At 57.8% G+C, this 26468-nt stretch carries 21 protein-coding genes; 15 read left to right on the plus strand and 6 right to left on the minus strand.

Translation table 11 applies throughout. From position 1 onward, the window contains the following. Positions 1 to 8 precede the first annotated feature (8 nt). The 3 genes from thiB to thiQ are packed head-to-tail and all read left to right on the plus strand — an operon-like array spanning position 9 to position 3263. The gene (gene thiB, locus UTM25_RS20215) at positions 9 to 992 is read left to right on the plus strand and encodes a thiamine ABC transporter substrate binding subunit (RefSeq protein ID WP_194400770.1); all 984 of its coding nucleotides are present in this window, start codon (positions 9 to 11) and stop codon (positions 990 to 992) included. After that, positions 968 to 2578 carry a thiamine/thiamine pyrophosphate ABC transporter permease ThiP gene (thiP, locus tag UTM25_RS20220; protein WP_194400771.1) on the plus strand — a complete coding sequence of 537 codons (1611 nt, stop codon included), beginning with the start codon at positions 968 to 970 and terminating at the stop codon, positions 2576 to 2578. Before thiB ends, thiP begins: the two co-directional genes overlap by 25 nt. After that, a complete protein-coding gene (gene thiQ / locus UTM25_RS20225) occupies positions 2562 to 3263 on the plus strand; it encodes a thiamine ABC transporter ATP-binding protein ThiQ (RefSeq protein WP_194400773.1) in 702 nt (233 codons plus the stop codon). The genes thiP and thiQ overlap by 17 nt, the downstream gene beginning before the upstream one ends. A 44-nt stretch (positions 3264 to 3307) precedes the next feature. On the opposite strand, the gene UTM25_RS20230 is transcribed toward thiQ, so the two are convergent. Together UTM25_RS20230 and araC are read right to left on the minus strand one after the other, a co-directional pair. Next, on the minus strand, positions 3308 to 4075 hold the full coding sequence (locus tag UTM25_RS20230) for a DedA family protein (RefSeq protein ID WP_023334483.1): 768 nt from the start codon (positions 4073 to 4075) through the stop codon (positions 3308 to 3310). A gap of 128 nt (positions 4076 to 4203) precedes the next feature. Further along, positions 4204 to 5049 (minus strand): arabinose operon transcriptional regulator AraC, encoded by an 846-nt coding sequence (gene araC / locus UTM25_RS20235; protein ID WP_023310373.1) that lies wholly within the window; start codon positions 5047 to 5049, stop codon positions 4204 to 4206. Positions 5050 to 5386: 337 nt separating this feature from the next. Here araC and araB point away from each other — a divergent pair, with 337 nt between their 5' ends. From araB to rluA, 6 genes are all read left to right on the plus strand, one after another. Continuing rightward, positions 5387 to 7096, plus strand: coding sequence for a ribulokinase (araB, locus tag UTM25_RS20240; protein ID WP_194400775.1), 1710 nt, complete (start codon positions 5387 to 5389; stop codon positions 7094 to 7096). Between the two features lie 10 nt (positions 7097 to 7106). Beyond that, on the plus strand, positions 7107 to 8609 hold the full coding sequence (araA, locus tag UTM25_RS20245; RefSeq protein ID WP_194400940.1) for an L-arabinose isomerase: 1503 nt from the start codon (positions 7107 to 7109) through the stop codon (positions 8607 to 8609). A gap of 86 nt (positions 8610 to 8695) precedes the next feature. After that, positions 8696 to 9391 (plus strand): L-ribulose-5-phosphate 4-epimerase, encoded by a 696-nt coding sequence (araD, locus tag UTM25_RS20250; protein ID WP_039260840.1) that lies wholly within the window; start codon positions 8696 to 8698, stop codon positions 9389 to 9391. Positions 9392 to 9465: 74 nt separating this feature from the next. Beyond that, complete coding sequence (polB, locus tag UTM25_RS20255; protein ID WP_194400777.1) at positions 9466 to 11823, plus strand: DNA polymerase II; 2358 nt, start codon at positions 9466 to 9468, stop codon at positions 11821 to 11823. A gap of 128 nt (positions 11824 to 11951) precedes the next feature. Then, the gene (gene rapA / locus UTM25_RS20260; protein ID WP_194400779.1) at positions 11952 to 14858 is read left to right on the plus strand and encodes an RNA polymerase-associated protein RapA; all 2907 of its coding nucleotides are present in this window, start codon (positions 11952 to 11954) and stop codon (positions 14856 to 14858) included. Between the two features lie 12 nt (positions 14859 to 14870). Further along, positions 14871 to 15530: a bifunctional tRNA pseudouridine(32) synthase/23S rRNA pseudouridine(746) synthase RluA gene (rluA, locus tag UTM25_RS20265; protein WP_194400781.1), complete on the plus strand. Its 660-nt coding sequence runs from the start codon at positions 14871 to 14873 to the stop codon at positions 15528 to 15530. 28 nt (positions 15531 to 15558) lie between these two features. On the opposite strand, the gene djlA is transcribed toward rluA, so the two are convergent. Beyond that, positions 15559 to 16374 (minus strand): co-chaperone DjlA, encoded by an 816-nt coding sequence (gene djlA / locus UTM25_RS20270; RefSeq protein ID WP_194400783.1) that lies wholly within the window; start codon positions 16372 to 16374, stop codon positions 15559 to 15561. 239 nt (positions 16375 to 16613) lie between these two features. Here djlA and lptD point away from each other — a divergent pair, with 239 nt between their 5' ends. The 6 genes from lptD to apaH are packed head-to-tail and all read left to right on the plus strand — an operon-like array spanning position 16614 to position 23343. After that, a complete protein-coding gene (gene lptD, locus UTM25_RS20275; RefSeq protein ID WP_194400785.1) occupies positions 16614 to 18965 on the plus strand; it encodes an LPS assembly protein LptD in 2352 nt (783 codons plus the stop codon). Between the two features lie 53 nt (positions 18966 to 19018). After that, positions 19019 to 20305 (plus strand): peptidylprolyl isomerase SurA, encoded by a 1287-nt coding sequence (gene surA / locus UTM25_RS20280; RefSeq protein WP_023310364.1) that lies wholly within the window; start codon positions 19019 to 19021, stop codon positions 20303 to 20305. Next, positions 20305 to 21291 (plus strand): 4-hydroxythreonine-4-phosphate dehydrogenase PdxA, encoded by a 987-nt coding sequence (gene pdxA, locus UTM25_RS20285; RefSeq protein WP_194400787.1) that lies wholly within the window; start codon positions 20305 to 20307, stop codon positions 21289 to 21291. Before surA ends, pdxA begins: the two co-directional genes overlap by 1 nt. Next, positions 21288 to 22109, plus strand: a complete 822-nt coding sequence (gene rsmA, locus UTM25_RS20290; protein ID WP_023310362.1) for a 16S rRNA (adenine(1518)-N(6)/adenine(1519)-N(6))-dimethyltransferase RsmA — start codon at positions 21288 to 21290, stop codon at positions 22107 to 22109. The genes pdxA and rsmA overlap by 4 nt, the downstream gene beginning before the upstream one ends. 3 nt (positions 22110 to 22112) lie before the next feature. Then, on the plus strand, positions 22113 to 22490 hold the full coding sequence (gene apaG, locus UTM25_RS20295; protein WP_023310361.1) for a Co2+/Mg2+ efflux protein ApaG: 378 nt from the start codon (positions 22113 to 22115) through the stop codon (positions 22488 to 22490). A gap of 4 nt (positions 22491 to 22494) precedes the next feature. Continuing rightward, positions 22495 to 23343, plus strand: coding sequence for a bis(5'-nucleosyl)-tetraphosphatase (symmetrical) ApaH (gene apaH, locus UTM25_RS20300; protein WP_320715258.1), 849 nt, complete (start codon positions 22495 to 22497; stop codon positions 23341 to 23343). Between the two features lie 39 nt (positions 23344 to 23382). Here the strand turns inward: apaH and folA are convergent, their stop codons facing one another. From folA to kefF, 3 genes are all read right to left on the minus strand, one after another. Then, positions 23383 to 23862 carry a type 3 dihydrofolate reductase gene (gene folA, locus UTM25_RS20305; RefSeq protein ID WP_008502023.1) on the minus strand — a complete coding sequence of 160 codons (480 nt, stop codon included), beginning with the start codon at positions 23860 to 23862 and terminating at the stop codon, positions 23383 to 23385. A 114-nt stretch (positions 23863 to 23976) separates the two neighbouring features. Continuing rightward, positions 23977 to 25842 (minus strand): glutathione-regulated potassium-efflux system protein KefC, encoded by a 1866-nt coding sequence (gene kefC / locus UTM25_RS20310; protein ID WP_194400789.1) that lies wholly within the window; start codon positions 25840 to 25842, stop codon positions 23977 to 23979. Next, on the minus strand, positions 25835 to 26365 hold the full coding sequence (gene kefF / locus UTM25_RS20315) for a glutathione-regulated potassium-efflux system oxidoreductase KefF (protein ID WP_194400790.1): 531 nt from the start codon (positions 26363 to 26365) through the stop codon (positions 25835 to 25837). Before kefF ends, kefC begins: the two co-directional genes overlap by 8 nt. Positions 26366 to 26468: the final 103 nt, after the last annotated feature.

Consider the following 26468-nt stretch of genomic DNA (forward strand, 5'->3'; position numbering starts at 1 on the left):
GGTGCAAAGTGTTAAAAAAAGTTCTTCCCCTGCTGGCGCTGTTTGCGCTGCCTGCTTTTGCGAAGCCCGTCCTGACGGTCTACACCTATGACTCCTTCTCTGCCGACTGGGGCCCTGGCCCGGTGGTTAAAAAAGCCTTTGAAGCGGACTGTAACTGCGAACTGAAGTTCGTGGCGCTGGAAGATGGCGTGTCGCTGCTCAACCGTCTTCGCATGGAAGGGAAAAACAGCAAGGCCGACGTGGTGCTCGGGCTGGATAACAACCTGCTGGAAGCCGCCTCGCAAACCAAACTGTTTGCCAAAAGCGGCGTAGCGGCAGATGCCGTTAACGTGCCGGGTGGCTGGAAAAACGACACCTTTGTGCCGTTCGACTATGGCTACTTTGCTTTTGTTTACGACAAAAATAAGCTGAAAAACCCGCCGAAGAGCCTGAAAGAGCTGGTGGAAAGTGACCAGAAATGGCGCGTGATTTATGAAGATCCGCGCACCAGTACGCCAGGCCTGGGCCTGCTGCTATGGATGCAAAAGGTTTACGGGGATAAAGCCCCGGATGCGTGGCAGAAACTGGCCGCCAAAACCGTCACCGTCACCAAAGGCTGGAGCGAAGCCTATGGCCTGTTCCTGAAAGGCGAAAGCGACCTGGTGCTGAGCTACACCACCTCTCCGGCCTACCATATTATCGCCGAGAAGAAAGAAAACTATGCTGCCGCTAATTTTGCTGAAGGGCACTATCTGCAGGTGGAAGTCGCCGCGCGTACCGCCGCCAGCAAACAGCCGGAGCTGGCCGAGAAGTTCCTGAAGTTTATGGTTTCACAGGGGTTCCAGAATGCCATCCCGGCTGGTAACTGGATGTATCCGGTCACTAACGTTACCCTGCCCGCAGGTTTCGAGCAGCTGACCAAACCAAACACCTCGCTGGAATTTACGCCGCAGCAGGTCGCCGCGCAGCGTGCAGCATGGGTAAGTGAATGGCAACGCGCCGTCAGCCGTTGATTCCCGGCTGGTTACTTCCGGGGCTGCTCGCCGCCACAGTGATGGTGGCGGTCAGCCTGGGGGCTTTTCTTGCACTGTGGTTCAACGCGCCAGAGAGCGACCTGCTCGCCCTCTGGCACGACAGCTACCTCTGGCACGTTATCCGGTTCTCCTTCTGGCAGGCGTCGCTTTCAGCCCTGCTGTCGGTGATCCCGGCCATTTTTCTGGCGCGCGCCCTGTATCGGCGGCGTTTTCCCGGCAGGCTGGCACTGCTGCGCCTGTGCGCCATGACGCTGATCCTGCCCGTGCTGGTGGCGGTATTTGGCATCCTCAGCGTTTACGGTCGCCAGGGCTGGCTGGCTTCGCTGTTCGACCAGCTTGGTCTGGAATGGTCATTCTCTCCTTACGGCCTGCAGGGCATTCTGCTCGCACACGTGTTTTTCAATATGCCGATGGCAACCCGCCTCTTTTTGCAGGCGCTGGAAAACATTCCCGGCGAGCAGCGTCAGGTTGCCGCCCAGCTCGGCATGCGCGGCGTGTCGTTCTTCCGCTTTGTCGAATGGCCGTGGCTGCGCCGCCAGATCCCGCCCGTCGCGGCGTTAATCTTCATGCTTTGCTTTGCCAGCTTTGCCACCGTGCTGTCGCTCGGCGGCGGGCCGCAGGCCACCACCATTGAGCTGGCGATTTACCAGGCGCTGAGTTACGACTACGATCCCGGTCGCGCCGCGCTGCTGGCGATGGTGCAGATGGCGTGCTGCCTTGCGCTGGTGCTGCTGAGCCAGCGGCTGAGTAAAGCCATTCCCGCGGGCAGTAATCAAATAACCGGCTGGCGCGATCCGCAGGACAGCCTGCACAGCCGCGTTACCGATTTTATCCTGATCGCGCTGGCGCTTCTGCTTCTGCTGCCGCCGCTGATGGCCGTTATCGTTGACGGACTGAACCTCAATCTCATCTCCGTCCTGCAACAGCCCGTCCTCTGGCAGGCGACCTGGACCTCGCTGCGTATCGCGCTGGCGGCAGGATTACTGTGCGTCATGCTGACCATGATGCTGCTGTGGAGCAGCCGCGAACTCTACGCGCGGCAGGCCCGTAAGGCCGGGCAAATGCTGGAGCTGACGGGCATGCTGATTCTGGCGATGCCGGGCATCGTGCTGGCGACGGGCTTCTTTTTACTGTTCAACAGCACCATCGGCCTGCCGGAATGCGCCGATGGCATTGTGATTTTTACCAACGCCTTAATGGCCATCCCCTACGCGCTTAAGGTGCTGGAAAACCCGATGCGCGACGTCAACAGCCGCTACGGTTTGCTGTGCCAGTCGCTGGGTATGCAGAGCTGGCAGCGGCTGAGGGTGGTCGAACTCCGCGCGCTAAAACGCCCGCTGGCGCAGGCGCTGGCGTTTGCCTGCGTGCTGTCGATTGGGGATTTTGGCGTAGTGGCTCTCTTTGGCAATGACGATTTCCGCACGCTGCCATACTGGCTCTATCAGCAGATCGGCTCTTATCGCAGTCAGGACGGCGCGGTCACCGCGCTGTTACTGCTGCTGCTGTGCTTTGCCTTATTTACCGTTATCGAAAAACTTCCGGGGCGTGATGTTAAAACTGACTGATGTAACCTGGCTTTACCAGCATCTGCCGATGCGCTTCACGCTCTCCGTGCGCCAGGGGGAGATGATCGCCGTGCTTGGCCCAAGCGGCGCGGGAAAAAGCACGCTGCTTAATCTGATTGCGGGTTTTCTGCAGCCGGCAAGCGGTGCGATCGTCATTAACAATCAAGATCATACCCACACGCCGCCCGCAAAACGTCCGGTCTCAATGCTGTTTCAGGAAAACAACCTGTTTACCCACCTGACAGTGCGGCAAAACATCGCGCTGGGAATGCATCCGGGACTCAGGCTGAACGATGCCCAGCGCCAGAAGCTGGAGATCATTGCCGCCCAGATGGGGATCAACGAGTTCATCGACAGGCTGCCGGGCGAGCTTTCCGGCGGCCAGCGTCAACGCGTGGCGCTGGCGCGATGCCTGGTGCGCGAGCAGCCGATCCTGCTGCTGGATGAGCCGTTCTCGGCGCTCGATCCCGCGCTGCGCCAGGAGATGCTCGCCCTGGTGCAGGACGTCTGTCAGCGCCAGCAGCTGACGATGCTGATGGTTTCACACAGTATTGAGGATGCTGCCCGCATCGCCCCGCGATCGGTGGTGATTGCCGAAGGGCGTATTTTGTGGGATGGAAAAACAGAAGAACTGCTGAGCGGTAAGGCGGGGGCGTCTTCACTGTTGGGCATTCGTGCCCTCTGATGCCCTCACCCTGGCCCTCTCCCACAGGGAGAGGGAAATCGTCGTTAACGGCTCACCACTTTTAATAAAATCTCGCCGTACACCGGCATCAGCGGGTGGCGGATCAGCGCGACCAGCGCCACCACGGCCACACCCAGCGTCAGCGGGGCCAGCCACAAAAGGCGAGAGCGCGGAAGATAGCGCGTCAGACGATCGACGCTGGCTTTCGCGCTGCGCCACAGCCGCCAGCAGAGCCATGCCGCCAGCCACAGCAGCACAGCCGTGCCCAGCAGCAGCCACTTAAACTCGCCGCTTTGCATACCGTCAGGTATATCGATGGCAGCGCCCGCGAGGATCCCCGGCAGGAAGTAGAACGGCGGCCAGAAGACGCAGCCGATAATGTTCGGCACCACGAATTTTGCGACGGGCAGATCCAGCATTCCCGCCACCATCGGCACCAGCGGACGCGTCGGCCCAACGAAGCGGCCGACGAGGATGGTAAACATGCTGTGCTGATGCAGCGCATGCTCGGTTTTATCCAGCAAGGCTTTGTTCTTTTTCATGAACGACCAGCGGTGCAGCGGCTTCTTAAAGCGCCAGCCCAGCCAGAAGGAGATCCAGTCGCCCAGCAGGCAGCCGATAATCCCGGCCAGCCACGCCTGCCAGAAATTAACCTCGCCGCTGCCAATCAGCGCCCCAAGCCCGGCCATCATCACGGTGCCGGGCAGGATCAGCCCAACCAGCGCCAGCGATTCCAGAAACGCCACCAGCGCCACGGCGATGAGCGAGTACATAACGGACTGGGTAATAAAGTGTTCCAGCAATGCCTGCATAACTATTCCGGTCAGAAAACGAATCAGCGATTCTGCTTAGCGCCCCGCACCGCGTCAAGGCAACAATTGTCTGAATAGTTTACAGGTTGCTTTCTGCATTCACCTGTTTGTTTATCTTTTTTTACCGTTTATTCACATCCCGCGCGGAATTCGCTCGGGCTGGCACCGGTGCATTTTTTAAATACCCGGGAGAAATAGAGCTGATCCTCAAAGCCCACGTTGCGCCCCACGGTGGCGATCGGCATCCGGGTGGTGCTGAGCAGCAGCTTCGCCTGGCTGATGCGCTGATCCTCGCGCCAGCTTAATACGCTGACGCCCAGCTGCTGGCGGAACAGATGCGACAGCCGCGACGGCGACAGGCAGACGTGCTGCGCAACGCTGGCGATATCAAACTGGCTATCGGCCAGGTGGTCGCTGATGTACTGGCAGGCGTCGCGCACGCGGTTGTCCAGCGGGGGGTTAAGCGACTCGTTAATCGCCTCCATTCGTCGCAGCAGCAGCTGTTCGAGCAGGTTAATCGCCAGCAGTTCGGCGTAACGACCACCGGCCTGTCCCGCCTCGATAATCTGCGCAAAAAGCTCGCGAAACTGCGCCAGATGAACCTCATCCGGGCGATAAAAACCGGTGTGCGCAAAAATAGCTGGCCACGAAAGCCACTCCTGCCAGTAGGCGCGCGGACGGAAATAGACCCACTGGTGATACCACTCTTTGGCATCGGGATGACGGCCATAGTGGTGGATCTCCCCCGGCGGGAACAGCAGGATATCGCCGGGGCGGCAGACAAATTGCTGGTCACCGTTCTTGATGATCCCTTCCCCTCGCACGGTCAGATTGAGGATATACCCTTTCATGCCGAGCGGTCGGTCGACGTAAAAGTCGAGGTATCCCTCAGCCTCGATAGGGGTCAGTCCCGCCACAAGGTGCGCGTTAAACGAGTATCCCGGCAGCAGGGGATCGTTTTGCGTTTCGGCCATAGATTCAGTTCTCCCAAGGGTCCTGAAGGAAACCAATTGTCCATATCACTAAAAGCAGCTTTAAAATGGCCCGCGAAAAGATCCAAAAAGCATCACGCCGCTTTTACGTCCGCCATGTTTCAGCCTTTCCCCCTGATTTCTCCGCCAGAGCAGGCAGATAACCAGTAACAAAAGTGTCTATAAGTGCGGCAGAAATGTCCACATTGAATATTTGCACGGCGTCACACTTTCCGTTGTAACAGCGATTTAGTCCATAAGATTAGCGGATCCTGCCTGACGACTTTTTTCCCCAGTCTCTAATGTTCTTCCATACCTGTTTTTTCGATGGAGCAACACCATGGCAATTGCGATTGGCCTCGATTTTGGCAGCGATTCGGTTCGCGCGCTGGCAGTGGACTGTACGTCCGGCCAGGAGATAGCAACCAGCGTTGAGTGGTACCCGCGCTGGCAAGAGGGGCGCTACTGCGATGCGCCTAACAACCAGTTCCGTCACCACCCGCGTGACTATATCGAGTCGATGGAAGCGGCGATCAAAACCGTCCTGGCCGAACTGACCGACGCCCAGCGGGCTGAAATTGTCGGGATTGGCGTCGACAGCACCGGCTCCACGCCTGCCCCTGTGGATGCCGAAGGCCGCGTGCTGGCGCTGCGCCCGGAGTTCGCCGACAATCCGAACGCCATGTTCGTGCTGTGGAAAGACCACACCGCCGTGGAAGAGGCCGAAGCCATCACCCGCCTGTGCCATCAGCCGGGCAAAACAGACTACTCGCGCTATATCGGCGGGATTTATTCCAGCGAATGGTTCTGGGCCAAGATCCTCCACGTCACCCGCGCCGATGCAACCGTCGCACAGGCTACGGCGTCATGGGTTGAGCTGTGCGACTGGGTGCCTGCCCTGCTCTCCGGCACCACCCGCCCGCAGGATATACGCCGCGGTCGCTGCAGCGCCGGGCATAAATCCCTGTGGCATGAAAGCTGGGGCGGCCTGCCTCCCGCCGCGTTCTTCGATGAGCTCGACCCGATCCTCAACAAGAGCCTGAAATACCCGCTGTTTACCGACACCTTCACCGCCGATATTCCCGTCGGTACCCTCTGCGAAGAGTGGGCGAAGCGTCTCGGCCTGCCGCAAAACGTGGCGATCTCCGGCGGCGCCTTTGACTGCCATATGGGCGCCGTGGGCGCGGGCGCACAGCCAAACACGCTGGTCAAAGTCATCGGCACCTCCACCTGCGACATCCTGACGGCGGATAAAGCCACCGTCGGCGACCGCGCGGTGAAAGGCATCTGCGGCCAGGTTGACGGCAGCGTGGTGCCGGACTTTATCGGCCTCGAAGCCGGTCAGTCCGCGTTTGGCGATATCTATGCCTGGTTTGGTCGCGTGCTCGGCTGGCCGCTGGACCAGCTGGCGGCGGCGCATCCTGAACTGAAAACCCAGATAGCCGAGAGCAAAAAGCAGCTTCTGCCGCAGCTCACCGAAGCCTGGGCAAAAAATCCGTCTCTCGAACACCTGCCGGTGGTTCTGGACTGGTTTAACGGCCGCCGCACGCCGTTTGCCAACCAGCGCCTGAAAGGAGCGATCGCGGATCTCAACCTGGCGACCGACGCGCCTGCGCTGTTTGGCGGGCTGATTGCCGCAACGGCCTTCGGTGCCCGCGCCATTATGGAGTGCTTCACCGAGCAGGGCATCGACGTGAACAACGTAATGGCGCTGGGCGGCATCGCCCGTAAAAATCCGGTGATCATGCAGGCCTGCTGCGACGTGCTGAACCGTCCGCTGCAGATTGTGGCCTCCGATCAGTGCTGCGCGCTGGGCGCGGCGATTTTCGCCGCCGTGGCCGCGGGCGTTCATGCCGACATCCCGACCGCACAGCAGCATATGGCGAGCGCCGTCGAAAACACGCTCCAGCCGCGCGCCCAGCAGGCACAGCGCTTTGAACAGCTTTATCAGCGCTACCAGCAATGGGCAAAAAGCGCCGAACTTCACTATCTCCCTGTCGCCGCCCCGGCCAAAAGCACCGCGGACACTACGGCAACCCTGACCCATTAAGGACACGATGATGACCATTTTTAATAACTATGAAGTGTGGTTTGTGATTGGCAGCCAGCATCTGTACGGACCGGAAGCGCTGCAGCAGGTGACGAAACACGCGGAGCACGTCGTTAACGCGCTGAACGCGGAAGCTAAACTGCCGTGCAAACTGGTGCTGAAACCGTTGGGCACAACGCCGGACGAAATTACCCACATCTGCCGCGACGCCAACTACGACGATAAATGCGCCGGTCTGGTGGTGTGGCTGCACACCTTCTCACCCGCCAAAATGTGGATCAACGGCCTGTCTATCCTCAACAAACCGCTGCTGCAGTTCCACACCCAGTTCAACGCCTCCCTGCCGTGGGACAGCATCGACATGGACTTTATGAACCTGAACCAGACCGCACACGGCGGCCGCGAGTTCGGCTTCATCGGCGCGCGTATGCGCCAGCAGCACGCGGTGGTCACCGGCCACTGGCAGGATGGCAAAGCGCAACAGCGTATCGGCTCCTGGATGCGCCAGGCAGTATCCAAACAGGACACCCGCCATCTGAAAGTGGTGCGTTTTGGCGACAACATGCGTGAAGTGGCGGTCACGGACGGCGATAAAGTGGCCGCGCAGATCAAGTTCGGCTTCTCCGTGAATACCTGGGCCGTGGGCGACCTGGTGCAGGTGGTGAATGAAATCAGCGACGGCGACGTGAGCGCGCTGGTGGACGAGTACGAAAGCAGCTATCGCCTGACGCCTGCGGCACAAATCAACGGCGACAAGCGTCAGAACGTGCTGGACGCGGCGCGCATCGAGCTGGGCATGAAGCGCTTCCTGGAACAGGGCGGCTTCCACGCCTTTACGACGACCTTTGAAGACCTTCACGGCCTGAAACAGCTGCCGGGTCTGGCGGTTCAACGTCTGATGCAGCAGGGTTATGGCTTTGCGGGCGAAGGCGACTGGAAAACTGCCGCTCTGCTTCGCATCATGAAGGTGATGTCAACCGGTCTGCAGGGCGGCACCTCCTTCATGGAGGACTACACCTACCACTTCGAAAACGGCAATGACCTGGTGCTCGGCTCGCACATGCTGGAAGTGTGCCCGACGATCGCCGTGGAAGAGAAACCGATCCTCGACGTGCAGTACCTCGGCATCGGCGGCAAAGCGGATCCGGCGCGTCTGATCTTCAACACCCGTACAGGCCCGGCCATCAACGCCAGCCTGATCGACCTGGGCGATCGCTTCCGCCTGCTGGTGAACTGCGTCGATGCGGTTGAAACGCCGCACTCTCTGCCGAAACTGCCGGTGGCCAACGCCCTGTGGAAAGCACAGCCTGACCTGCCAACCGCCTCAGAGGCCTGGATCCTGGCCGGCGGCGCGCACCACACGGTGTTCAGCCACGCGCTGGATCTGAACGACATGCGTCAGTTCGCCGAGCTGCAAGACATCGAGCTGACCGTGATTGATAACGATACCCGCCTGCCCGCCTTCAAAGACGCGCTGCGCTGGAACGAAGTCTATTACGGTTCAAAACGCTAAGTCCTGAATGCCCGGTGGCGCTGCGTTTACCGGGCCTACGGTTCTGTAGGCCGGATAAGCGAAGCGCCATCCGGCAGGAGACAACAATGTTAGACGATCTCAAACGTCAGGTGCTCGAAGCCAACCTGGCGCTGCCGAAACATAATCTGGTCACCCTGACCTGGGGCAACGTCAGCGCCGTTGACCGGGAAAAAGGCGTATTCGTGATTAAGCCTTCCGGCGTGGATTACACGGTGATGACCGCAGACGATATGGTCGTTGTCAGCCTCGAGACCGGCGAAGTGGTCGAAGGTAAGAAAAAACCGTCCTCCGATACGCCGACTCACCGCCTGCTGTACCGGTCATTCCCGACCATCGGCGGCATCGTGCATACCCATTCGCGCCACGCCACCATCTGGGCGCAGGCGGGCCAGTCCATCCCGGCGACCGGCACCACCCACGCGGACTACTTTTACGGCACCATTCCCTGCACGCGTCTGATGACCGATGCTGAGATTAACGGAGAGTACGAGTGGGAAACGGGGAATGTGATTGTCGAAACCTTCGAAAAACAGGGGATCGACGCGGCGCAGATGCCCGGCGTGCTGGTGCACTCCCACGGCCCGTTTGCCTGGGGTAAAAACGCAGAAGACGCGGTGCATAACGCCATCGTGCTCGAAGAGGTCGCCTATATGGGGATCTTCTGTCGCCAGCTGGCGCCGCAGTTGCCGGATATGCAGCAAACCCTGCTGGATAAGCATTACCTGCGCAAGCACGGCGCGAAGGCCTATTACGGGCAGTAGACTGTATATAAACCCAGCATTAAAATCTTAACCAGGCTATAATCAGGCCTGGTTTTGTTTTCTGGGATAACGGCGTGGCGCAGGTGCAAGAAGGTTTTTTACTGACCCGACACTGGCGGGATACCCCTCAGGGCATCGAGGTCGCGTTCTGGCTGGCAACCGACAACGGTCCGCTGCACGTTACGCTGCCCCCGCAGGAATCCGTGGCCTTTATTCCTGAAGCCCACGTCGAGAAGGTGAAGCAGCTGCTGCGCGGCGAAAACGGCTGGCGCATCACCCCGCTTGAGCTGAAAGATTTCCATCGCCAGCCGGTTTACGGCCTCTACTGTCGCGCCCATCGCCAGCTGATGCGCTATGAAAAGCTGCTCCGCGAGGCGGGCGTGACGCTCTACGAGGCGGATATCCGCCCACCGGAACGCTTTCTGATGGAGCGGTTCATCACCGCCCCCGTCTGGGTCGACGGCACCGCGCATAGCGGCAGCCTCGTTAACGCGCGCCTGAAGCCCAATCCGCACTACCGCCCGCCGCTGAAGTGGGTCTCCCTGGATATCGAAACCACCCGTCACGGCGAACTGTACTGCATCGGTCTGGAAGGCTGCGGCGATCGGGTTGTCTATATGCTCGGGCCGCCGAATGGCGATGCGTCCGCGCTGGATTTCCGGCTTGAGTACGTCAACAGCCGCCCGCAGCTGCTGGAGAAGCTTAACCAGTGGTTTGCCGACAACGACCCCGACGTCCTGATCGGCTGGAACGTGGTGCAGTTCGACCTGCGCGTGCTGCAAAAGCACGCCGAGCGCTACCGCATCCCGCTGATGCTGGGGCGCGGAAACAGCGAGCTGGAATGGCGCGAACACGGTTTTAAGAACGGCGTTTTCTTTGCGCAGGCTAACGGTCGCCTGATTATCGACGGCATCGAGGCGCTAAAATCCGCCTTCTGGAGCTTCTCTTCATTCTCCCTGGAAGCCGTCGCGCAGGAGCTGCTTGGCGAAGGCAAATCCATCGACAACCCCTGGGACAGAATGGACGAGATCGACCGACGCTTTAACGAAGACAAACCGGCGCTTGCCACCTATAACCTGAAAGACTGCGAGCTGGTCACGCAGATTTTCAACAAAACCGAGATCATGCCGTTCCTGCTGGAGCGCGCGACGGTAAACGGCCTGGCGGTCGACAGGCATGGTGGATCGGTTGCCGCCTTTAGCCACCTCTATTTTCCGCGCATGCACCGGGCGGGATACGTCGCCCCCAACCTCGGGGACGTACCGCCGCAGGCCAGCCCCGGTGGCTACGTCATGGACTCCCGGCCAGGATTGTATGACTCCGTTCTGGTGCTGGACTACAAAAGCCTCTACCCGTCGATCATCCGCACCTTCCTCATCGATCCCGTCGGGTTGGTTGAGGGCATAGCCCAGCCGGATGATGAGCACAGCACGGAAGGTTTCCTCGGCGCACGCTTCTCGCGGGAAAAACACTGTCTGCCTGAAATCGTGGGAAACATCTGGCACGGCCGCGATGAGGCCAAGCGCCACGGCAACAAGCCCCTTTCTCAGGCGCTAAAAATCATTATGAACGCCTTTTACGGCGTGCTGGGCACCAGCGCCTGCCGCTTCTTTGACCCGCGTCTGGCCTCCTCGATCACCATGCGCGGGCACGAGATCATGCGCCAGACCAAAGCGCTGATTGAGTCCCGGGGCTATGACGTCATCTACGGCGACACAGACTCCACCTTTGTGTGGCTTAAGGGCGCGCATTCAGAAGACGACGCCGCGCAAATCGGCAACGCGCTGGTCGCCTTCGTGAACGACTGGTGGCAGGAACATTTGCAAAAAGAGCGGTTAACCAGCGCGCTGGAGCTGGAATTTGAAACCCATTTCGCCCGCTTTTTAATGCCCACCATTCGCGGCACCGATCAGGGCAGCAAGAAACGCTACGCCGGGCTGATTCAGGAAGGCGACGCGCAGCGGATGGTTTTTAAAGGGCTGGAGACGGTACGTACCGACTGGACGCCTCTGGCGCAGCAGTTCCAGCAGACGCTCTATCTGCGGGTGTTTCGCAATGAGCCCTATCAGGACTACGTGCGCGAGACGATAGCCAGCCTGATGGCGGGCGAACTTGACGCGCAGCTGGTATACCGCAAGCGCCTGCGCCGCCCGCTGGCGGAGTACCAGCGCAACGTTCCACCGCACGTACGCGCCGCGCGTCTGGCGGATGAAGAAAACGTACGCCGCGGCCGCGCGCCGCAGTATCAAAACCGGGGAACCATTAAATACGTCTGGACCATTAGCGGCCCGGAACCCGTGGATTATCAGCATTCTCCTCTGGATTACGAACACTATCTGACGCGTCAGCTTCAGCCGGTTGCCGACGGAATTTTGCCCTTCATCGACGATGATTTTGCTACACTAGTGACAGGGCAACTTGGCCTATTTTGACGCGTGACGAAATGGCTGCCATCCAGTACCATAGCGCCCTTTCCATTCCCGGACCCATTTTTCGATGACCGTCTTTTTTGACGGTAGTCGAACTATTGCCTGCAATTAAAGATTAGAGCCGAACAACTATGCCTTTTACACTTGGTCAACGCTGGATCAGCGATACAGAAAGCGAACTTGGATTAGGAACCGTCGTAGCTATCGATACGCGTATGGTTACCCTCCTCTTCCCTGCCACCGGTGAAAACCGTCTGTACGCTCGCAATGACTCCCCTGTAACCCGCGTGATGTTTAATCCGGGTGACACCGTGACCAGCCATGACGGCTGGCAGCTCAAGATTGAAGACGTAAAAGAAGAGAATGGACTGCTCGCCTACATCGGGACTCGTCTGGACACCGACGAGACCAATGTCGTCCTGCGCGAAGTGCTGCTCGACAGCAAACTGGTGTTCAGTAAGCCGCAGGACCGCCTGTTTGCCGGGCAAATCGACCGTATGGATCGCTTCTCCCTGCGCTATCGCGCGCGTAAGTTCCAGAGTGAACAGTACCGCATGCCGTGGAGCGGCCTGCGCGGCCAGCGCACCAGCCTGATCCCCCACCAGCTGAACATCGCCCACGACGTGGGCCGTCGCCACGCGCCGCGCGTGCTGCTGGCAGATGAAGTGGGCCTGGGTAAAACCATCGAAGCGGGCATGATCCTGCATCAACAGCTGCTTTCCGGCGCTGCAGAACGCGTGCTGATCGTGGTGCCAGAAACCCTGCAGCACCAGTGGCTGGTTGAAATGCTTCGCCGCTTTAACCTGCGTTTCTCTCTGTTCGATGACGAACGCTATGCCGAAGCGCAGCACGACGCCGACAACCCGTTTGAAACCGAACAGCTGGTCATTTGCTCCCTGGACTTCGTGCGCCGCAGCAAGCAGCGTCTTGAGCACCTGTGCGATGCCGAATGGGACATTATGGTCGTTGACGAGGCGCACCATCTGGTCTGGAGCGAAGACTCGCCGAGCCGCGAATACATGGCTATCGAGCAGCTTGCCGAGCGCGTGCCTGGCGTTCTGCTGCTGACCGCAACGCCGGAGCAACTGGGTCTGGAAAGCCACTTCGCCCGCTTGCGCCTGCTCGATCCAAACCGTTTCCACGACTTTGCGCAGTTCGTGGAAGAACAAAATAACTACCGCCCGGTCGCCGATGCCGTCGCCATGCTGCTGGCGGGCAAGCGTCTTTCTGATGACGAGCTCAACACCCTGAGCGATCTGATTGGCGAGCAGGATATCGAGCCGCTTTTGCAGGCTGCGAACAGCGACAGCGACAACGCGGAATCCGCGCGTAAAGAGCTGATCGACATGCTGATGGATCGCCACGGCACCAGCCGCGTGCTGTTCCGAAACACCCGTAACGGCGTCAAAGGCTTCCCGAAACGCGAGCTGCATACGATTAAACTGCCGCTGCCGACGCAGTATCAAACGGCGATTAAAGTCTCCGGCATTATGGGTGCGCGCAAAACTCAGGAAGAGCGCGCCCGCGACATGCTTTATCCGGAACAAATCTACCAGGAGTTTGAAGGCGATACCGGCACCTGGTGGAACTTCGATCCGCGCGTGGAGTGGCTGATGGGCTACCTGACCGCGCACCGCTCCCAGAAAGTGCTGGTGATCTGCGCCAAAGCGGCCACCGCGCTGCAGCTGGAGCAGGTTCTGCGCGAGCGTGAAGGCATTCGCGCCGCCGTGTTCCACGAAGGCATGTCCATCGTCGAGCGCGACCGCGCCGCGGCGTGGTTCGGGGAAGAGGACAGCGGCGCACAGGTTCTGCTGTGCTCGGAAATCGGCTCTGAAGGCCGTAACTTCCAGTTCGCCAGCAACCTGGTGATGTTCGATCTGCCGTTTAACCCGGATCTGCTGGAGCAGCGTATCGGCCGTCTGGATCGTATCGGTCAGGCGCATGATATTCAGATCCACGTGCCGTATCTGGAAAAAACCGCGCAGTCCGTGCTGGTACGCTGGTTCCACGAAGGTCTGGACGCGTTTGAACATACCTGCCCGACGGGCCGCACCATTTATGATCAAGTGCATGGCGATCTGATCGGCTACCTGGCCGCGCCGGAAAACGCGGAAGGGTTTGATGAGCTGATCAAGTCCTGCCGTGAGAAGCACGACGCGCTGAAAGCGCAGCTGGAGCAAGGGCGTGACCGCCTGCTGGAGATCCACTCCAACGGCGGTGAAAAAGCGCAGGCGCTTGCCGAGAGCATTGAAGAGCAAGATGATGACACCAGCCTGATCGGCTTCTCCATGAACCTGTTCGACATCGTCGGCATCAACCAGGACGATCGCGGCGAGAACCTGATTGTCCTGACCCCGTCCGATCACATGCTGGTTCCGGATTTCCCGGGCCTGCCGGAAGATGGCTGTACCATCACCTTTGAGCGTGACGTGGCGCTGTCCCGCGAAGATGCCCAGTTTATCACCTGGGAACACCCGCTGATCCGCAACGGGCTGGACCTGATTCTCTCCGGCGATACCGGCAGCAGCACCATCTCCCTGTTGAAAAACAAGGCGCTGCCGGTGGGCACCCTGCTGGTAGAGCTGATCTACGTTGTGGAAGCACAGGCGCCGAAACAGCTGCAGCTTACCCGCTTCCTGCCGCCAACGCCCGTCCGCCTGCTGCTGGACAAAAACGGCACGAACCTGGCAGGACAGGTTGAATTCGAGAGTTTCAACCGACAGCTGAGCGCGGTAAACCGCCATACGGGCAGCAAGCTGGTGAACGCGGTACAGCAGGATGTGCACGCTATTCTGCAACTGGGCGAAACCCAGATTGAAAAAGCGGCCAGAGCGCTGATTGACGCCGCGCGCAGTGAAGCAGACGAGAAACTGTCTGCGGAGCTGTCCCGTCTGGAGGCGTTAAAAGCCGTCAACCCGAACATCCGTGACGACGAGCTGGCGGCGATTGAAAGCAACCGTCAGCAGGTGCTGGAAAGCCTGAATCAGGCTGGCTGGCGTCTGGATGCCCTGCGTCTTATCGTTGTGACGCATCAGTAAACGGAGCGCAAGATGGTGATGGAGCCTTACAATCCGCCGCAGGATCCCTGGCTGGTCATTCTGTATCAGGATGAACACATTATGGTGGTCAACAAGCCCAGCGGCCTGTTGTCCGTGCCGGGGCGTCTGGACGAGCACAAAGACAGCGTGATGACGCGCATTCAGCGCGATTATCCGCAGGCGGAGTCAGTCCATCGCCTGGATATGGCCACCAGCGGCGTGATTGTGGTGGCGCTGAATAAAGCGGCGGAACGCGAGTTAAAGCGTCAGTTCCGCGAGCGCGAGCCGAAAAAGCAGTATGTCGCCCGCGTCTGGGGCCACCCCGCGCAGGCGGAAGGCCTGGTGGATTTACCGCTGATCTGCGACTGGCAGAACCGGCCTAAGCAGAAGGTGTGTTACGAAACCGGCAAGGCCGCGCAGACCGAGTACGAAGTGCTGGAGTACGCGCCGGATAATACCGCGCGCGTCCTGCTTAAGCCGATTACCGGACGTTCGCACCAGCTGCGCGTGCATATGCTCGCCCTGGGTCATCCGATTCTGGGTGACCGCTTCTACGCGCCGCCTGAAGCGCTGGCCTTAGCGCCACGTCTGCAGCTGCACGCGCAGACGCTCACCATAACCCATCCAGCCTTCGGTAACGCGATGACGTTTAAAGCCCCGGTGGACTTCTAAAAAAAAGCCCGACATCGTCGGGCTTTTTTTATTTGAAACCTTTCTTCTCTTTTATGAGCTCGTACGCCTTCTGGATTTCCTGCGCTTTTTGCTTCGCCATCTCCATCATTTCTGGCGGTAAGCCTTTCGCGACCAGTTTGTCCGGATGGTGTTCACTCATGAGCTTGCGATAGGCACGTTTAATCGTGGTCTGATCGTCAGAGGGCCTAACGCCAAGCACGTTGCAGGCGTCTTCCAGCGTCGGACCACGCTGCGCCTGCTGCCAGGCACCGCCGGACGACTGCTGATGATAGCCACCGCCAAACTGTGCCCCGCCCTGCATCATGCGCAGGAACTGGTCGAACTGCATGCGGGAGATGCCCAGCTCTTCCGCAATGACGTACAGCACGTCACGTTCATTAGGGTGAAGTGAGCCGTCGGCGAAGGCCGCCTGGATTTGAATTTCCAGAAACATCCGAATTAAATCAAAACGTCCAAAGCAGATGCTGCGAAACTGACGCATTTTTTCGCGAAGCGGATAATTATCCGACTTACCGATGCGGAACGCATTTTGCGCTGCCAGACGGGAGTCGCCGTGCAGGTTCATGCGATCCATAAAAACGCTGGCAATCTGAATATCGGCTTCTGTGACACGCCCTTTGGATTTGGTTAAATGCCCCATGACCTCAAAGGTGGTGGAGAAAAAGAGTGACTGACGCTCGCGCTGATTGGCAAACCAGGCCATTTTGCGGCTGCGCGCCTTATCAAACATATGGCCGATAATAAGCCCAAGCACAATTCCCCAGAACCCGGCACCCATGATGATGGCGAACGCAACGCCGATTATTTTACCCCAATACTGCATATACTCCCCGGATAGTCATATTCCTGGCCGACGCAACGTCATCATCACTGTGTTCAAGTCACGGTCAATTGAAGGACATCGCCTATAATTTGCTTTATCATACTCGTCATTCGATAGCGAGCCTAACACTCTGGCACGCAAACAGGCAGGATTAACGCTGGTACTGCGCAGATGAGTAAGATAGTCTCTGAGCGTTTGTAAGCCGTAGCCACTGATGACGGAACAATAAAATACAACGTATGAAAAAACGTATCCCCACCCTCCTGGCCACAATGATTGGCTCCGCCCTGTACAGTCAACAGGGGCTGGCGGCCGATCTCGCCTCGCAGTGTATGCTTGGCGTCCCAAGTTATAATCGCCCACTGGTGAGTGGCGATACAAATAGCTTGCCGGTAACCATTACTGCCGACAGTTCGAAAGGGACTTACCCTGACAATGCCACGTTTACGGGCAATGTCGATATTAACCAGGGCAATAGCCGCCTGCAGGCAGATGAAGTGCAATTGCACCAGAAGCAGCCGGAAGGTGCGGCCGAGCCGGTACGAACGGTGGATGCGCTGGGTAATGTGCACTATGACGACAATCAGGTCATCCTGAAAGGTCCGAAAGCCTGGTCAAACCTGAATACTAAAGATACTAACGTCTGGAAAGGTGATTACCAGATGGTGGGTCGCCAGGGGCGCGGTGACGCTGACCTGATGAAACAGCGCGGTGAAAACCGCTATACGATCCTGGAAAACGGTACGTTCACATCATGTCTGCCGGGTTCAAATACCTGGAGCGTGGTCGGGAGCGAGGTTATCCATGACCGCGAAGAACAGGTCGCAGAGATCTGGAACGCCCGCTTTAAGCTGGGCCCTGTTCCCATATTCTACAGCCCTTATCTGCAGCTTCCCGTCGGTGACAAACGTCGCTCCGGTTTCCTGATCCCGAATGCCAAATACAGCACCTCGAACTACTTTGAGTTCTACCTGCCGTATTACTGGAACATCGCGCCAAACATGGATGCGACGATCACGCCGCACTATATCCACAAGCGCGGCAACATCATGTGGGAGAACGAGTTCCGCTATCTGACCCACGCCGGTGCGGGTCTGATGGAGCTGGATTATCTGCCGTCGGATAAAGTCTTCCAGGACGAGCATCCGACCGAAGGCGACAAGCACCGCTGGTTATTCTACTGGCAGCATGCCGGGGTGATGGATAAGGTATGGCGCTTTAATGTTGACTACACCAAAGTTAGCGATTCGTCTTATTTTAATGACTTCTCGTCCAAATACGGCTCAAGTACCGATGGCTATGCCACGCAGAAATTCAGCGTAGGCTATGCGGTACAGAACTTTGACGCAACCGTCTCGACCAAGCAATTCCAGGTATTTTCTGACCAGTCCACATCTACCTATGGGGCAGAACCACAGCTGGACGTTAACTGGTATCAGAATGATGTGGGTCCATTCGACACCCGAGTTTACGCTCAGGCGGTACATTTCGTTAACACGGATTCGGACATGCCTGAAGCGACGCGTGTTCACCTTGAGCCGACGATCAATCTGCCGTGGTCTAACGACTGGGCGAGCCTGAATACCGAAGCCAAGCTGATGGCGACTCACTATCAGCAAAAAAATATCGATAATTACAATGCCAGTAGAAATGCCGACCTTGAAGAGTCGGTCAACCGAACGCTTCCGCAGTTCAAAATGGACGGGAAGCTGATCTTCGAGCGTGATATGGCTATGCTGGCGGATGGTTATACCCAAACGCTTGAACCGCGTATGCAGTATTTGTACGTGCCATACCGCGACCAGAGCAAAATCCAGAACTACGACTCCTCTTTACTGCAGTCTGACTACAGCGGCCTGTTCCGTGACCGTACTTACGGCGGTCTTGACCGCATCGCGTCTGCTAACCAGTTAACGACCGGCGTCACAACACGTGTTTATGATGATGCTGCCGTTGAACGTTTTAACGTTTCTGTTGGTCAAATCTACTATTTCACCGAGTCACGCACCGGTGATGACAACATTAACTGGGAGAAAGATAACAAAACGGGATCGCTGGTCTGGGCGGGAGATACTTACTGGCGTATGACCGATCGTTGGGGTCTGCGCGGTGGTGTGCAATATGACACTCGCCTCGATAATATTGCCACAAGTAGTGCTGCTATTGAGTACCGTCGCGATGAAGACCGTATGGTACAGTTGACGTATCGTTACGCCAGCCCGGAATATATTCAGGCAACATTGCCATCTTATGCTGGCTCAGAACGCTATAAAGACGGTATTTCGCAGGTGGGTGGCGCAGCGAGTTGGCCAATCGCCGACCGCTGGTCAATCGTAGGCGCATACTACTTCGACACTAACGCCAATAAACCTGCTGACCAGATGGTGGGTCTGCAATATAACTCCTGCTGTTACGCGCTGCGTGTCGGCTACGAACGCAAGCTTAACGGCTGGGATACTCAAAACAATCAGAGCAAATACGATAACGTGATTGGCTTTAACTTCGAGTTACGCGGCCTGAGTTCCAACTACGGTCTGGGTACGCAGAAAATGCTGCGCTCGAATATTCTGCCGTACAGTAGCGCCTTGTAATGTGCTTGATTTGCAACGTAATCCGCTTTGCGGTTAATTGAAATGGAAAAAGTATGAAGAACTGGAAAACGCTGCTGCTCGGTGTCGCTATGGTTGCGAATACCAGCTTCGCGGCCCCCCAGGTTGTTGATAAAGTCGCTGCTGTGGTTAACAACGGCGTCGTGCTTGAAAGTGACGTTGACGGTCTGATGAAATCGGTGAAACTCAATTCGGGCGAAGCCGGTCAACAGCTTCCGGATGACGCCACGCTGCGCCACCAGATCCTGGAGCGTCTGATCATGGATCAGATCGTTCTGCAGATGGGGCAGAAAATGGGTGTGAAGGTCACTGACGAGCAGCTCGATCAGGCGATCGCTAACATCGCGAAGCAGAACAATATGTCTTTAGACCAGATGCGCAGCCGCCTGGCCTATGACGGCATCAGCTACGCCACCTACCGTAACCAGATCCGTAAAGAGATGCTGATTTCGGAAGTGCGTAACAACGAAGTGCGTCGCCGCGTTACCATCCTGCCTCAGGAAGTTGACGCGCTGGCAAAACAGGTGGGTAACCAGAACGATGCGAGCACAGAGCTGAACCTGAGCCACATTCTGATCCCACTGCCAGAGAACCCAACGTCCGATCAGGCTGCGGAAGCCGAAAGCCAGGCGCGTTCTATTGTTGAACAGGCGCGTAACGGCGGCGACTTTGGCAAGCTGGCGATCACCTACTCCGCTGATCAACAGGCGCTGAAAGGCGGCCAGATGGGCTGGGGCCGTATTCAGGAGCTGCCATCCATCTTTGCCCAGGCGCTGAGCACGGCGAAGAAAGGGGATATCGTCGGTCCTATCCGTTCAGGCGTGGGCTTCCACATTCTGAAGGTGAACGATCTGCGCGGCCAGAGCCAAAATATCTCCGTCACCGAAGTTCACGCTCGCCACATTCTTCTGAAACCGTCACCGATCATGACTGACGATCAGGCGCGTGTGAAGCTGGAACAGATCGCAGCTGACATTAAGAGCGGTAAAACCTCATTTGCGAAAGCTGCAAAAGAGTTCTCTCAGGATCCAGGCTCAGCTAACCAGGGCGGCGATCTGGGCTGGGCGGCTGCGGATATCTACGATCCTGCCTTCCGCGATGCGTTGATGAAGCTGAACAAAGGCCAGATTAGCGCGCCGGTCCACTCTTCGTTTGGCTGGCATCTGATCGAGCTGATGGACACCCGTAACGTTGATAAAACGGATGCGGCACAGAAAGACAGAGCCTACCGTATGCTGTTTAACCGTAAGTTCTCTGAAGAAGCAGCAACCTGGATGCAGGAACAACGCGCCAGCGCTTACGTGAAAGTTCTGAGCAACTAATGAAACAGCATCGTGTTGTTATCACGCCCGGCGAACCCGCCGGGATTGGGCCTGACCTCGTTGTCCAGCTCGCCCAGCGCAGCTGGCCGGTAGAACTGGTTGTCTGCGCCGATGCAACACTGTTACAAGACCGGGCAACGCTGCTCGGTCTGCCTTTAACGCTCATCCCTTACGTTGAAGGCCAACAGCCTGCACCCCAGCAAGCCGGTACGCTCACCCTTCTTTCAGTTCCCCTTCGTACGCCGGTCATCCCGGGCCAGCTCAGCACGGAAAACGGTCACTATGTCGTTGAAACCCTTGCGCGCGCCTGCGACGGTTGCCTGAAGGGCGAATTTGCCGCTCTGATCACCGGCCCCGTCCACAAAGGCGTCATCAACGAAGCAGGTATACCGTTTACCGGGCATACCGAGTTCTTCGAAGAGCGCTCGCACAGCCCGAAAGTGGTGATGATGCTGGCGACGGAGGAGATGCGCGTTGCGCTGGTGACCACCCATCTGCCGATCAAAGACATTCCTGACGCGATCACCCCTGAACTCCTGCGCGAGATCATCGGGATTTTGCATCACGATCTGCAGACAAAGTTTGGGATCCCGCAGCCGCACGTGCTGGTTTGTGGCCTCAATCCGCACGCCGGTGAAGGCGGGCACATGGGCACCGAAGAGATCGACACCATCATTCCGGTACTCAACGAAATGCGGGCGAAGGGGATGAACCTCAGCGGGCCGCTGCCTGCAGATACCCTTTTCCAGCCGAAATACCTGGATAATGCCGACGCCGTGCTCGCGATGTACCACGATCAGGGTCTGCCCGTGCTAAAATACCAGGGCTTTGGCCGCGGAGTGAATATCACCCTCGGTTTACCCTTTATTCGAACGTCCGTTGACCACGGTACTGCGCTGGATCTGGCAGGCCAGGGGAAAGCGGATGTCGGCAGTTTTATTACGGCGCTTAATTTCGCCATCAAAATGATTGTTAATACTCAATGACTAATCGAGTCCATCAGGGCCACTTAGCCCGTAAACGTTTCGGGCAAAACTTCCTTAACGATCAGTTCGTGATCGAAAGCATTGTCTCGGCTATTAATCCGCAAAAAGGTCAGGCGATGGTCGAAATCGGCCCGGGCCTTGCCGCGCTGACCGAGCCGGTAGGCGAACGCCTCGACGAGCTGACCGTCATCGAACTGGACCGCGATCTGGCCGCACGCCTGCAAACGCACCCGTTCCTCGGGCCGAAGCTGACCATCTATCAGCAGGACGCCATGACCATGAACTTTGGCGAGCTGTCCGAAAAAATGGGCCAGCCGCTGCGCGTCTTCGGCAACCTGCCGTACAACATCTCCACGCCGCTCATGTTTCACCTCTTTAGCTATACTGATGCCATTGCCGACATGCACTTCATGTTGCAAAAAGAGGTTGTTAACCGTCTGGTTGCAGGCCCGAACAGTAAAGCGTATGGTCGTTTAAGCGTTATGGCACAGTATTACTGCAACGTGATCCCGGTACTCGAAGTACCGCCGTCAGCGTTCACACCACCACCGAAAGTGGATTCAGCGGTTGTGCGCCTCGTGCCGCACAAGACGAAACCGTATCCGGTTAAAGATCTGCGCGTGCTGAGCCGCATTACCACAGAAGCCTTTAACCAGCGCCGTAAAACGATCCGTAACAGCCTGAGCAATTCGTTTACCGTTGAGGTGTTAGCCGAGCTGGGGATCGACCCGGCAATGCGTGCGGAGAACATTTCCGTAGAGCAGTACTGCAAGCTGGCTAATTACATCAGCGATAATGCGCCGCCGAAGGAGAGTTAAGCCATGATTGATTCGCCCCGCGTATGTGTCCATGTACAAAGCGTCTATGTTGAATCACAGTCCTCACCGGACGAAGAACGTTTTGTTTTCGCTTACACCGTGACCATTCGCAATCTGGGGCGGATGCCCGTGCAGCTGCGCGGGCGCTACTGGCTTATCACTAATGGCAATGGCCGCGAAATCGAAGTTCAGGGCGAAGGTGTGGTTGGTGAACAGCCCCACATCGCCCCTGGCGAAGAGTACCAGTACACCAGCGGCGCGGTGATTGAAACGCCGATGGGTACTATGCAAGGCCATTATGAAATGGTCGACGTCGATGGCAATGATTTCCGCGTTGCCATTCCTGTGTTCCGTCTCGCCGTAACCACACTCATTCATTAATCTAATGTCTACATATCTGATTGGCGACGTTCACGGTTGCTACGATGAACTGATCGCATTATTAAAACAGGTCGACTTTACGCCAGGACAGGACACGCTCTGGCTGACGGGCGATTTAGTCGCGCGTGGCCCCGGCTCCCTTGAAGTATTACGTTTCGTCAAATCGCTGGGCGACAGCGTCCGCATGGTGCTGGGCAATCACGATCTGCATCTGCTGGCGGTTTTCGCCGGGATCAGCCGCAACAAGCCTAAAGATCGCCTCACCCCACTGCTGGATGCGCCGGACGCAGACGATCTGATTAACTGGCTGCGCCGTCAGCCCCTGCTGCAGATCGATGAAGAGAAAAAGCTGGTCATGGCGCATGCCGGGATCACGCCACAATGGGATCTTGAGACGGCGAAAACCTGCGCGCGTGACGTTGAGGCGGTGCTGGCGAGCGACTCGTATCCTTTCTTCCTCGATGCCATGTACGGCGATATGCCGAACCACTGGAGCGAGGATCTCAGCAGTCTGGCCCGTCTGCGCTTTATCACCAACGCGTTCACCCGCATGCGTTTCTGCTTCCCGAACGGACAGCTGGACATGTATTCCAAAGAGACGCCGGAAAGCGCGCCCGCTCCGCTGAAACCGTGGTTTGCCATTCCGGGGCCGGTGACAAGCGAGTACAGCGTGGTATTTGGTCACTGGGCTGCGCTGGAAGGAAAAGGAACACCGGAAGGGATTTACGGTCTGGATACCGGATGCTGCTGGGGCGGAGAGTTAACCTGCTTACGCTGGGAAGATAAAGCTTACTTTGTGCAGCCGTCCAACCGACAGCTGGACTTAGGGGAAAGTGAGGCCGTTGCCTCCTGATACGCTATTCCCTCTCCCGGCCGGGAGAGGGAAAATCACTTAACGACGTTCCAGAATCTCGAAGCAGTAGCTGTGGGAGTTCTGTGCATCCGCGTCGTGGAATTCGCTGAATACCGATTCCCACTCGTCCGGATCGTAGTCCGGGAAATGGGTATCCCCTTCCACTTCTGCATCAATGTGGGTCAGATAGAGCTTCTGCGCTTTTGGCAGGAACTGCTCGTACACGCGCCCACCGCCAATCACCATGATCTCTTCGGCATTGCCGCATGCAGCAATCGCCTCGTCTACTGATTTTACCCATTCGACGCGATCGTCAGTGCCCGGCTGGCTGCTGATAACGATATTCTTACGGCCCGGCAATGGACGACCAATCGACTCCCAGGTCAGGCGGCCCATCACTACCGGCTTGTTTAACGTAGTACGTTTAAACCATGCGAGATCGGCAGGCAGGTTCCACGGCATGGCATTTTCCATACCGATAACGCGGTCCACCGCCAGCGCTGCAATCAGACTGATCATTGAAAATTTCCCGGATGCAAAAAATTGCCGCCACTATACGGAAAGCTTAATCTTTCGTCGACTGGCGGCAGGGTAAAGATAAAGAAATTTTTTAATATTGCTGGCAACTCCACTTCACGCGGAAGGTTTACTCTCGGGCTCGTCAGCCGGATCGCCGGTATGCTTGCCCTCTTCCGTGCCCTGCCAGCCATGGCGCTGGATCAGTGACAGGTGGTTACGGTCCTCGTTAATGATTTCCGTCAGCATCGCACTGGTGCGTTTGAACACCGCCGCACGCTCGGTGGCCGTGCTGCCGGCCATCGCCGCCATCTCTTCGACCATCTCGGTATTAAAGCGGCGGAACAGGTCCGCGCGTTCACGCGCTTCATACGCGCCGAGCCCCAGGTTTTCCAGCGCCATGCGGCCAGACTTCAGCGCGCCTTCGAAGGTTTCACGCTCTGGCGCCTCTACGCCCGCCTGTCGCAGACGGATGTAGTGATCCACATCGCGCGCGCGGGAAATAATGGTCAGCGCCGGGAAATGCTCTTTTACCAGCTCCACCATCTGCATGCTGGTTTCCGGATCGTCAATGGCGTTAATCAACACCTCGGCTTTTGCCGCCCCGGCCGATTCCAGCAGATCGACGCGGGTTGCATCCCCGTAAAACACCTTCATATCAAATTTACGCAGGGTATCGACATGGTCGGGATCGTGATCGAGGATGACCATTTTCACTCCGCTCGACAGCAGTAAACGACCCACGATCTGCCCGTAGCGGCCAAATCCGGCGATGATGACGCGCGGCTGCTCCTCGTCGATCTCGTCGGCCTCGCGCTCCTGCTCGCTGCCCGATTTTTCCAGGCGCGTCAGCACCACCAGCAGAACAGGCGTCACCGCCATCGACAGCGCGACCGCCAGCGTCAGCGCCTTCGCCCACTCGGGATCGAGCACGTTTGCCATCTGCGCGGCGCCAAAGACCACGAACGCAAATTCACTCCCCTGCCCCAGCAGCACGGCGAACCAGCGGCGCTGCCTGCCCGGCACGTTCAATGGGCGAGCAATCAGCCACAGCATCACCATTTTAATGACCAGGAAGCCGACGAGCAGGATGACGATCCGCAGCGGGTGCGTCACCAGCGTGCCGAAATCGACGGACATCCCGACGCCGATGAAAAACAGCCCCAGCAGCAGTCCTTTGAACGGCTCGATATCGCTTTCCAGCGCGTGACGGTATTCAGAGCTCGCCAGCAGAACGCCTGCGAGGAACGCCCCCATCGCCATCGACAGCCCGGCCTCCTCCAGCAGCAGACCGAAGCCAAACACCAGGAACAGCGCCACGGCGCTGAACACTTCGCGCAGGCCAGAGCGGGCAACAAACCGCAGCAGCGGGCGGGTCACGTACCGGCCAAGCAGCACCACCAGCGCCAGCGCGCCCGCCACCTTCAGTGCCGACAGCGCGAAAGCGCCCAGCGTGGTAGAGGAACCGCTGGCCGCCAGCAGCGGGATCATCGCCACCAGCGGAATAGCGGCAATGTCCTGGAACAGCAGCACCGAGAACGCGCTGCGTCCCATCTGAGAAACCGTCAGATTCCGCTCATTCATCGCCTGCATGGCAATCGCCGTCGAGGAGAGCGCCAGCGTCATGCCGATGAGCTCGGCCACTTTCCAGTCCATGCCAAGCAGAATGCAGAACCCGCCCAGCAGCAGGCCGCAGGTCACCATCTGCAGCGCCCCACCGCCAAACACCGAGGCGCGAAGCTTCCACAGGCGCTGCGGGTCGAGCTCCAGGCCAATCACAAACAGCATCAGCACCACGCCGATTTCAGCGAAATGGAGAATCGCTTCCGCATCCGTGACCAGTCGAAAGCCCCACGGCCCAATGACGCAGCCCGCAATCAGGTAGCCGAGCACCGAGCCCAGCCCCAGGCGTACCGCCACGGGTACAATCAGCGCCGCCGCGCCGAGGTAAATCAGCGCCTGTATCAGCGTATGGCTATCCATGGTGCGTCTCCTGCCACTCAAGTAAGCGTTGTTTATAATGGCGAGCCTGCGCCTGCAGCGTTTCATCGTCGCAAACAAACGTGCAGTGCATCGCAAACGGCGGGAGCCAGTTCAGACCGCAATAGAGCGCAGTCGCCTGCAGCGGCTGCGCCAGAACGTCAAAACCCGGGAAGGAACCGATATCAAAATGGCTTTCACCGCCGCCGGTGGTGACCGCCCACATCAGGCTTTTTCCTTTTAGCGAATTGCCGTTGTGTCCGTACGCCCAGCCGTGGGAGAAGACTTTATCAATCCACAGCTTCAGGAGCGGAGGCGTGCTATACCACTGCATCGGATGCTGCCAGATAATCAGATCGGCACGGGAGAGCGCCTCCTGTTCGGCGGCGATATCGATATTAAAATCGGGATAGAGTTGATAGAGGGAACGTATCTCTACGTTATCAAGCGTCCTTACCTGCTCAAGCATCCGCTTATTCGCATGCGAGTGCTGCGGATAAGGATGGGCATATATTATCAGAATCATTGATTAGCCTGTTGTTACTGCTTTCTTTTAACAAAAGAGTGTAGTCAGTAATTCAACAGGCTAATAGTGAATATTATTGACGGGCTTACGTCAGAATTCTGAA

It is taken from the genome of Enterobacter sp. 61D5, from assembly GCF_034107965.1.
Lineage (GTDB): Bacteria > Pseudomonadota > Gammaproteobacteria > Enterobacterales > Enterobacteriaceae > Enterobacter > Enterobacter cloacae_M.